This window comes from Acidovorax sp. HMWF029 (assembly GCF_003060895.1).
Taxonomy (GTDB): Bacteria; Pseudomonadota; Gammaproteobacteria; order Burkholderiales; family Burkholderiaceae_C; genus Acidovorax.
In genome coordinates, this window is record NZ_QAIH01000047.1 from 1 (window position 1) to 9,944 (window position 9,944).

The following is a 9,944-nucleotide window of genomic DNA, read 5'->3' on the forward strand; positions in this document are numbered from 1 at the left end:
ACCCAGGCGGGTGCGGGCCGTGAAGTCGCGCCCCTGTCCACAACCGCCACGCCCCCCGTGCGCATCGGCATCGCCCTGGGCGGCGGTGCTGCCAAGGGGTTTGCGCACATCGGCGTGATCAAGATGCTGGAGGCCAACGGCTTCGCACCGGCTGTGGTGTCGGGCACCAGCGCAGGCAGCGTGGTCGGCGCGCTGTATGCCAGCGGCATGAATGCCTTCGAAATGCAGGAAAAGGCGGTCGCGCTAGACGAGGCCAAGATCCGCGACCTACAGCTCTCGTCCGGTGGCCTGGTACTGGGTCAGAAGCTCGAAGACTATGTGAACGAGCAGGTGCGCCGCAAACCGCTGGAGCAGATGGCCAAGCCCTTTGTGGTGGTAGCCACGCGGCTTGAGGACGGCGAGCGCACCGTGTTTGCGCGCGGCAACACAGGCCAGGCGGTGCGCGCATCGAGCAGCGTGCCTGGCGTGTTCCAGCCCGTCACCATCGGCAAGTACCACTTTGTGGATGGCGGCATCGTTAGCCCCGTGCCGGTGGATGCGGCGCGCCAGCTGGGCGCCGAGATCGTGATTGCCGTGGACATCTCCAACAAGGCGCGGGGCCAGACACCGGGCAACATGCTGGGTGCACTGAACCAGTCGATTGCCATCATGGGCCAGAAGCTCGGGCAGGCCGAGCTGGCGCGGGCCGACGTGATCATCCGCCCCCAGGTGCTAGACATCGGCGCCGCCGACTTCAGCCAGCGCGCCAATGCCATCGTCGAGGGCGAAAAAGCCGCCCTGGCCGTGATGCCGCAAATCCGCGAGCGCGTGGCCCAGCTGCAGGCCGAGCGGGCCAACTCAGCCCGCGCAGCGCAGCGCAAAGCGGCAGAAACTCAACTCCAAGCGTGCCTTGACGGACGCAGCAGCCTGCAAAAGCTGGCGGGAATCGCCAGGCTGGATAACTCCTGCATCGCGCCGAAGTAGGCCCAGCGGTCAGACGCAAGCTGCCGATGGCTATCAGCCTGCGCTCAACTCCTGCCGCGTGGGCAAACCGTCAGCGTCGCCTGGGAACTGCACCACACGGGCGCCAATGGCGTTGCCACGCGCAGCGGCCTGCGCAAGTGCTAGTCCCTCCAGCAAGCCACTGACCACGCCCACGGCAAAACCATCGCCTGCGCCTACGGTGTCGATCACCCTTTCCACCGGCAGGCCAGGGGCCACGCCACATGCACCGCCCTGCTCCGCGTAGTACGCGCCTTCAGGCCCCAATTTGACGACCACTTGCTTTGCGCCACGCTCGATATAGAAGGCCGCAATGTCTTCAGCCGCGTCGCGCCCGGTGAGCAAGCGGCCTTCTTCCAGACCGGGCAGCACGGTGTCGCTCAACGCGGCCAAAGCGTTCATGCATTCGGCCATGGCCTCGGGCGATGGCCAAAGGCGTGGGCGCAGATTGGGGTCAAACGAGATGGATGCACCTGCCGTGCGGGCCTGCCGGGCGAGGAAAAAAGCCAGTTCGCGCGTGGTGGGTGACAGCGCCGGCGTGATACCCGTGAGGTGCAGATGGCGCGCGGGGAAAGCGCCTTGCGGCGCATCCGCCACGCTCATGTGACTGGCAGCCGAGCCCTTGCGGAAATATTCGATCTGAGGGTCGCTTCCGTCGTCGGTGCGTGTCTTGAGCATAAAGCCCGTCGGGTGGGCGGTGTCGGCCAATGCGTACCGCGCATCAATGCCTTCATTCGCAAGCACGCCCCGAAGAAAGTTGCCGAAAGAATCCACCCCCAGGCGGGTGATGTAACCGGTGGCCAGGCCCAGACGGGCGAGCCCCGTGGCCACGTTCAATTCAGCACCGGCCGCGACACGGCGGAAGTCGGATACGGTGTGAAGTCCACCGGGCTCCAGGGCCATGAACAGGGCCATAGGCTCGCCGACGGTCAGCACATCCAGTGCCTTGGCGGTGATGGAGGTCGAAGTCTGCGCCATGTACATCACATTACGGCTCCCAATTGCCAGGGCAGAAACTCGTTGTCGCCCAGGCCATTGTCTTCGCTCTTGCTGAGCTGCCCGGACGCTGTAGCCACCATGAGCTGCAGTAGTGCGGCGCCCGCATCCTGGATGCTCTGGCGCCCATCAACGATGCCACCGCAGTCAAAGTCCATATCCAACGACATACGCTTGAACATGGGCGTGTTGGACGCCAGCTTGAGCGAGGGCGTGGGCTTGCAGCCATAGGTGGAACCGCGCCCGGTGGTAAAGCAGATGAGGTTGGCGCCGCCAGCCACCTGGCCGGTGGCAGACACGGGGTCATAGCCCGGCGTGTCCATGAACACCAGTCCGTGGGCCCGCACAGGCTCGGCGTATTCGACCACGTCCATCAACCCCGTGCTGCCTGCCTTGGCTACGGCGCCCAGCGACTTTTCCAGGATGGTGGTGATGCCGCCCGCCTTGTTGCCGGGCGAGGGGTTGTTATTGAGATCACCACCGTGCAGGGCGGCATAGCTTTCCCACCATGCAAGGCGCTGGAGCAGCTTTTCAGCCACGGCAGGCGATGCGGCGCGGTGCGTGAGCAGGTGCTCAGCACCGTAGATTTCAGGGGTCTCTGACAGGATAGCTGTGCCACCCTGCTGCACCAGCAGGTCTACCGCGGCGCCCAGCACGGGGTTGGCGCTGATGCCGGAGTACCCGTCTGAGCCCCCACACTGCAGCCCCACGGTGAGGTGCTTCAGTGGAACCGGCTGACGCCGCGCGAGGTTGGCTTGCGCCAGCATGCCTTGCAGCACAGCCTTGCCCTGGGCAATGGTCTCGCGCGTACCGCCTTCATCCTGGATGGTCAGCGTGGCAAACATGCCGGGCGCACGGGCGCTGAGTGTTTCCACCAGCGGGGCGATCTGGTTGACCTCGCAGCCCAGGCCAATGACCAGTACGCCCGCAAAGTTGGGGTGGTTGGCATAACCACGCAAGGTGCGCTGCAGCAGCGCCAAGCCTTCGCCATTCCCGCCCATGCCGCAGCCGCTGCCGTGGGTGATGGCAACCACGCCGTGCACATGAGGGAATGCGGCCAGTGCTTCGCCCTTGAAGGCATCGGCAATGTGACGGCATACGGTGGCCGAGCAGTTCACGCTTGCAATCACGCCCAGGTAGTTGCGCGTGGCCACGCGGCCATCGGGGCGCACATAGCCGTCAAACGTGAGCGGCTGCGGCGCCATGGCCGTAGGCTGGTAACCAGCCCCGACTGCGTGGGCATGTTGGGATTCGGCCATGCCCACGTTGTGCACATGCACATGGGCACCCACCGGGATGTCCACCGTGGCTACGCCTATGTGCTGCCCGTACTTGAGCACGGGCGCACCTCGGGCGATGGGGTACAACGCCACCTTGTGGCCCGAGGCGATGGCATCGCGCAGGATCAGTGCGTGCTGCCCCACCTGCAGTGTGGTGCCAGCCTCCAGGTCATGGCGCGCAACGGCCACGTTGTCGATCAAGCTCAACTGAAGGGCGGCCGGCGGGAGAGACTGCGTGGGGGTATTCATGGTGAAAAGGACGGGTTGGGCAGTGAGACCCTGTTCTAAGGCACCGCAAAGCGGCGGTATCGCCAGCTCAAGTCAGTGGGGATGCCATGGCCGACTGCAGGCGCGGCTGGGCGAGGTCGGGGGCATGCTGTGCCGCCAGCGCCAGGATGGGGCCGAAGCGGCGCTGCTTCTTTTGCGCGTGGTTCTGGGCAATATCAGCAATGCGGTGGTTCAAAAAGGGGTTCTCAAAGCGCTCGCGCACATCCACCAAATACGCATCGGCCTGGGCGCGGGCGGCTGTGCCGAGGGCACTGAACACAGGCAGGATCTCTTGCTCCCACAGCGCTTCGAGCGCGGCGCGCAGGGGTGCGTCGGCCATGGCTTCGCGCACGGTTTCATCCGCGCGGCGGCCTTCTTGCAACCAGCGCTCGGCCAGAAAGGTGTGGCCTGCGTTGAGCAAAAAGAGCTTGAGGCGTTCATAGAAGGCCAGATCGCCAGTCAAAACAATGGACGGATGCGTGCATGGCAATTGCAGTCGATCCTGGCGCTCGACCACCCATACGGCATAGGGCTCGGCCACGGCGCCTACAGGCTCAATGGCTTCCGAGACGATGCGGTCCACCAGCGAGTTGGCCCACACACAGTGTGTGCCCAGCCATGCAATGAATGCCTCGGGTTGCGCCCATTGCCGCGCAAGGCCCACGACCACATCGCGCAGCACCTCGCCATTGCGCTCAATCAGTTCACAAGGCAGCAGCGTCAGCGGGAGCTGCGGCGCGGCATGCCAGCGCCCTTGGAGAAGCACCAGCAGCTTGGCCGGAAAGCTGTGGGGCGGTGGACTGCCGTCGGCCAGTACGCCAGCCGTGTCGCGCTCGTCCAGCAGGTAGCCTTTGTCGGCGGTGTTGGACACCACCACGCGCACATCGGTCGCCATTGCGGCACGTAGCGCAGGCCAGTGGCAGGATGCCTGCCAGGCAGCTTGCACTGCCGTGCACTGCACGGTCTCGTCGATGCGCTGCCCACCCGACAGCCCCCGGATACGCACGGGGTAGCCCCGGCCCTGGGCCAGGGCGCCAATACGTGCAGCACCGTCGGGTCGGTCCGTCGTCTGGACCACGGTGATGCCCCCCAGCGCATCGCTGGCGCCGTGGCTGTGCGCCAGTGCCTGCGACACGAACAGGTCCACATGCGCCAGCAAAAACCGACTGGTGCCAAACTGAAGGATTGGATAAGCCATGTTGCGTGCCTGGGTCAGACTTCCACGATGGCTTTGACCACGCGCTGCGCAGGGTCGAGCAACTGCGCAAAGTCGGCGGGCACCTGGGCCAGTGGCATGCGGTGCGTGTTGAGCGCATCGGTAGGCACCTTGCCCTCACGCATTGCAGCAATCACGGTCTCGAAGTCTTCAGTGGTAGCGTTGCGACTGCCCAGCAGGGTGGTCTCGCGCTTGTGAAATTCAGGGTCGGAGAAAGTGATGGTGTCGCGCACCACCGAGATCAGCACGTAGGTGCCGCCATGGGCCACAAAGCCAAAGCCCCGCTCGATGGCCTTGCCGTTGCCCGTGGCGTCGAACACCATGTCAAAAAACTCGCCCTGGGTGGCGGCAGACAGCTGCTCCACATCGCCCTCACCCAGCGCCACGGTGCCCGCCACGCCCAGCTCGCGCTGGCAGAAGTCCAGGCGATCGTGTCTGCCATCCAGCGCTGTGACGGTGGCACCACGCAGCCGCGCAAAAATCATCGCCGCCATGCCGATGGGCCCTGCCCCCACCACCAGCACCCGTTGGCCAGGCTGAACATTGCCCCGGCGCACAGCATGCGCGCCGATGGCCAGAAACTCAACCATGGCGGCCTGGTCCAGCGTTACGCCCTCGGCCTTGTGCACAAAGGCTTCAGGCAGCGCCAGGTATTCGGTGAAAGCGCCGTCACGGTGCACGCCCAGCACCTGGATGTTGACGCAGCAGTTGGTCTTGCCCTGTCTGCACGCGACACAGTGGCCGCAAGACAGATAGGGCATGACGTAGACCACGTCCCCCACTGCCAGACGCCCGCCGGGAACGGCCTCTTCCACTACCCCGGACAGCTCATGGCCCATCACCCGGGGGTAGTCCAAAAACGGCTGGTTGCCTGTATAGATGTGCAGGTCGGTCCCGCACACGCCCACGCGCTTGACGCGCACCAGCACTTGCCCTTCGGCCCGCGCGGGGCGATCACGTTGTTCGGCCTTGAGGATGCCAGGGGTTTCGCAGATGACGGTCAGCATGATCGGTTCAGGAGTGGAAAGAATGGGGAAAAACAGGGCAGCGCTTCAGCCGCCGTGGTACTTTTTGTAGATCGCCTGCAGCTTGCCGTTGGCCAGGTTCTTGGTGATCCAGTCGTTGATCCAGGCCTTGAGTGCGGGCTCGTCCTTGCGCATGCCAATGCCCAGGGGCACCATAGACATGGTGAACTTGATGACCATGTCTTTTTGCGGAGCCTTGGCCAGCACGGTGCTGACAATGGCGGGGGAAGTAGCAATGATGTCGGCCTGGCCGCTGACAGCCGCTGTGACAAGCGTCGCATCGTCGTCATAGCGCACAACCTGGGCATCCTTGGCGCCGGTGGTCACCACCTTGTCGTTGTTGGAGCCACGCGTGGTGGCTACGCGTTTTCCCTTGAGGTCGTCAAACCCATTGATCTGCACACCCTTGGGGCCCGCCACCACGGACTGGATCTGTGCGTAGGGCACCGAGAAATCAATGACCTTCTCACGCTCGGGCGTGACCGACAGCGAGGCCACCACGATGTCGGCTTTGCCCGTCTGTAAAAACGGGATGCGGTTAGGGCTGGTGACCTGGACGATCTCGATGGCTACGCCCAGGTCTTGCGCCAGCAACTGGGCCGTTTCCACGTCAGAGCCCACGGGCTTCATCGCACCATCCACAAATCCGTAGGGCGGCGATCCGGTATCCAGGGCGATGCGAATCTTCTTTGCATCGCGAATGTCCTTGAGCAGATCAGCATGGGCCGTACCTGCGCCCAAGGCGAACAAAGCAGCTGCGGCAATCAATCCGCGAACGAGGTGAGAACGCTGGGTCATGGTGTGTCTCCGTTGTGGTTGTGGGGAAATGAAGTACAGGAGCGTCAGGTGATGGCGTGGACGGCTTACAGGCCGTTACCCACAAAATCACGCAACTCGGTCGTGGCGGGGGCATCAAGGATGGAGGAGGGGCCGTGCTCCCATACGCGGCCCTTGTGCATGAAGATGACTTCATCGGCCACCTTGCGGGCAAACGCCATCTCGTGCGTGACAAGAATCATGGTCATGCCACCTTCGGCAAGCTTCTCCATCACACGCAGCACTTCGCCAGTGAGCTGAGGATCGAGCGCCGAGGTCACCTCATCAAAGAGCATGAGCTGTGGCTGCATGGCCAGCGAGCGTGCAATGGCCACGCGTTGCTGCTGCCCACCAGAGAGCTGCGAGGGGTAGCAATCGGCCTTTTCGGCGAGCCCCACCTGTGCGAGCACTGCCAGGGCTCGCTCACGGGCTTCGGATTTGGCCGCTTTCTGTACCAGACGGGGCGCCAGCATGATGTTCTGCAACACCGTCAGATGCGGGAACAAGTTGTAGCTCTGGAAAACGATGCCAACGTCGCGGCGCAGTTGGTGCAGATCGAGCCCCGGCGATGTGACCTCGTGCCCGCACACACGGATGCGTCCCTGGTCTACGGTTTCAAGGCGGTCGATGCAACGCAGTGCCGTGCTCTTGCCAGAGCCGCTTTGGCCGATGATGGCAACCACCGAACCTTTGTTGACGGTGAAGGAAACCCCCTCCAGCACACGGGTGCTGCCAAAGCATTTGGAGATGTTCTCGATCTCAACGATGGGCGACATGGAAACTCCTCTCAAGGCGACGGCTCAGCACCGACAGCGGGTAACACAAGGCGAAATACAGCGCCGCCACGATCACAAAAATGACAAACGGCTCAAACGTCGAGTTGTTGATGATTTGTCCGGCGCGGGCGAGCTCGACAAAACCGATGGATGAGGCCAACGAAGTGTTCTTCACGATCTGCACCATGAACCCCACGGTGGGGGGCGTGGCAATCTTCACGGCCTGGGGCAAGATGACGTGGATGACCCGCTGGTGCCAGCGCAGCGCCAGACACTCGGCCGCCTCGGCCTGGGTGCGGGGCACTGATTCAATACACCCGCGCCAGATTTCGCCCAGGTAGGCGGACACATAGATCGACAGGGCCAAGGCAGCTGCGACCAGGGGTGGCACATTGAACCCCAGCGCCGGTAGCCCGAAGTACGTCAGTGGCAATAGCACCAGCAACGGGGTGCCCTGGATCAGCTTGACGTAGAGCGACACCATCCAGCGCGACCAACGCGGCCCGTACGACGTGCCTAGCGCCACCAGAAAGCCAAGCAGGCCACCGCCCAAAAAGGCCAACAAAGACAGCCCGATAGTCCACAGCACTCCCTCGAAGAGAAATTGCAGGTGAGCAGATGTGAGAAATCTCATAGCATGGCCTCCGGTTTACAAAGGCGTGCCAAGGCGGCGGCGACGTGGGAAGGCCCACTGTGCGAGGAGCCAGAAGATGCCCCGCATGATCAGTGACATGGCAAGGTAGGCCACCGCCACGATGAGGTAGGTTTCAACCGACCGAAAGGTATCTGACTGAATGCGGTTGGCCACCGCGGTCAGCTCCTCTGCGGAAATCTGAGAGCTGATCGATGACGCCAGCATCAGCAGCACGTACTGGCTCGTCAGGGCGGGGTACACACGCTCTACAGCCGGCGGCAGCACCACGTTGCGCAGCATCTGCCAGCGTGTCAGGCCCAGGCATTCGGCAGCCTCCAGCTGACTCTTGGGAATGGACTCAATGCCCGCACGCACGATCTCGCTGGTGTAGGCCCCCACATTCACCACCAGCGCCACCGTCGCCGCCGTGAATGCGCCTACTGCAAAGCCCATGGACGACAGACCAAAGTAGACGATGAAGATCTGTACCAACAGCGGGGTATTGCGAATGACCTCGATGTAGCCCCCCGCAAGACGAGCCAGCCATTTGGCACGCCCCGTGGTGGCCAGCGCGCAGAAGACACCTACAAGAAACCCGAAGAAGGTCGATGCCAGCGACAGCGACAACGTGGTCCATGCGCCTGCCAACAGGTCCGGCCAGTAGGCCAGCGGACCAGAAAAGTCGAAGGAGTATTTCAAGGTGGTAACTGCGCCAGGCGGGGCACCTGTTGTTGCGCGTCTCTTTTGGTAAGGCCAATTTAAACCTAACACCCAAATTGGCCTTACCGGGTTAACCCCAATTTGCCCATATTTTTCAAAAATGACAATGGGAAGAAGGAATTTGGACCAACCAGGCGCCAGCAAGTTCGCAAAATACGGGGATGCGTTCAATTTTGGCCTGACCAAGATATCTGACCAGTTATCCCCTTAAACATTCCAGATCGCCTGCATGACCGACCTTTCAAAAGCTACCGACCCCACACGGCGCCTGTACCAACTCATCGCAGACAAAGTGCGGGCTCTGATCCAGCAGGGGGACTACAAAGAGGGCAGCCGCCTGCCGCCCGAGCGCGATCTAGCCCAGCAACTGGGGGTGTCGCGCCCGTCTCTGCGCGAGGCCCTGATTGCCCTGGAAATTGAGGGCAGCGTCGAAATCCGGATGGGCTCGGGCGTGTATGTGTGCAGCCGGGCACTGCGCCGCAGCGCAGCGCCAACCGCTATGGGTGAGAGCCCTGCAGAACTGATGCAGGCTCGGGGAGCGCTGGAAGGTGCGGTGATCGTGCTGGCCTGCGTTAACGCCACCCCACAAGGGCTCGCAAGGATCGCCGAGAGCGTCGATGCCATGCGGGCCGACATTGCTGCGGGGCGTGACGTGCTGGAGCACGACCGGGAATTCCACGTGCGGATTGCCGAGATGAGTGGCAACTCGGTCCTTTTGAGTTTGGTGGGCACTCTGTTTGACGAACGGCGTAGCCCCCTTGCCAGCCATATGCGCAACCGGCTGGAGGGCCAGCCGACCTGGCACGCCGCCCTGGCAGAGCATGAACTCATCCTGCGCTGCCTTCAGTCACGCGACCCACTGGCTGCCGAGTCGGCCATCCGCTCCCATATCCGCGCCGCGGCAGACCGTTGGGTAACGCCCTAGGGATGTCCCGCATCACCCTCGCGAGGCGGTGACAGCGCGGCCTCGCGAGGGTGATGCCGGTCTTACCTAGCCACAGTTTGGAGCCCTATTGCGGCGACTTGGTGCGCAACCGGGCCAAGCGGGCGCGCTCCGACGTGGTGATGTTCCGGAGGCTGAATATGGGCGCTGCTGCGCTACCCACCCCATCCTGAGAGCGCCGAACCAACGCCCCCCCCCGCGTCGTCGGTTGTGCCTCAATAAGCCTTGAAGTTCGCCGCCACCCGTTGGTTCAGGTAGTCGCCCGCCGCTATCGCAGGGTACTTCTTGCG

Annotated in this window: 10 protein-coding genes; 2 read left to right on the plus strand and 8 right to left on the minus strand. The window is 63.3% G+C overall.

What is annotated here, in order from left to right; genetic code table 11:
• A partial coding sequence (locus tag DBR12_RS02820; protein WP_108615855.1) for a patatin-like phospholipase family protein occupies window positions 1–963 on the plus strand: 963 nt, incomplete at its 5' end.
• Window positions 964–996: 33 nt separating this feature from the next.
• Here the strand turns inward: DBR12_RS02820 and DBR12_RS02825 are convergent.
• From DBR12_RS02825 to DBR12_RS02860, 8 genes are all read right to left on the minus strand, one after another.
• A complete protein-coding gene (locus DBR12_RS02825) occupies window positions 997–1,959 on the minus strand; it encodes a sugar kinase (RefSeq protein WP_199226617.1) in 963 nt (320 codons plus the stop codon).
• Window positions 1,960–1,964: 5 nt separating this feature from the next.
• Window positions 1,965–3,506, minus strand: a complete 1,542-nt coding sequence (locus tag DBR12_RS02830; RefSeq protein ID WP_108615856.1) for a UxaA family hydrolase — start codon at window positions 3,504–3,506, stop codon at window positions 1,965–1,967.
• A 67-nt stretch (window positions 3,507–3,573) separates the two neighbouring features.
• On the minus strand, window positions 3,574–4,722 hold the full coding sequence (locus DBR12_RS02835; protein WP_108615857.1) for a D-mannonate oxidoreductase: 1,149 nt from the start codon (window positions 4,720–4,722) through the stop codon (window positions 3,574–3,576).
• 14 nt (window positions 4,723–4,736) lie between these two features.
• The gene (locus DBR12_RS02840) at window positions 4,737–5,747 is read right to left on the minus strand and encodes a zinc-binding alcohol dehydrogenase family protein (protein ID WP_108615858.1); all 1,011 of its coding nucleotides are present in this window, start codon (window positions 5,745–5,747) and stop codon (window positions 4,737–4,739) included.
• A gap of 45 nt (window positions 5,748–5,792) precedes the next feature.
• Complete coding sequence (locus DBR12_RS02845) at window positions 5,793–6,563, minus strand: transporter substrate-binding domain-containing protein (protein WP_108615859.1); 771 nt, start codon at window positions 6,561–6,563, stop codon at window positions 5,793–5,795.
• Between the two features lie 65 nt (window positions 6,564–6,628).
• Window positions 6,629–7,357 (minus strand): amino acid ABC transporter ATP-binding protein, encoded by a 729-nt coding sequence (locus DBR12_RS02850; protein WP_108615860.1) that lies wholly within the window; start codon window positions 7,355–7,357, stop codon window positions 6,629–6,631.
• Window positions 7,341–7,991: an amino acid ABC transporter permease gene (locus DBR12_RS02855; RefSeq protein ID WP_108615861.1), complete on the minus strand. Its 651-nt coding sequence runs from the start codon at window positions 7,989–7,991 to the stop codon at window positions 7,341–7,343. The genes DBR12_RS02850 and DBR12_RS02855 overlap by 17 nt, the downstream gene beginning before the upstream one ends.
• Window positions 7,992–8,006: 15 nt before the next feature.
• Window positions 8,007–8,690 (minus strand): amino acid ABC transporter permease, encoded by a 684-nt coding sequence (locus tag DBR12_RS02860; protein ID WP_108615862.1) that lies wholly within the window; start codon window positions 8,688–8,690, stop codon window positions 8,007–8,009.
• Between the two features lie 250 nt (window positions 8,691–8,940).
• Between DBR12_RS02860 and DBR12_RS02865 the strand changes: the two genes are divergently transcribed.
• On the plus strand, window positions 8,941–9,636 hold the full coding sequence (locus DBR12_RS02865) for a FadR/GntR family transcriptional regulator (protein WP_108615863.1): 696 nt from the start codon (window positions 8,941–8,943) through the stop codon (window positions 9,634–9,636).
• Window positions 9,637–9,944: the final 308 nt, after the last annotated feature.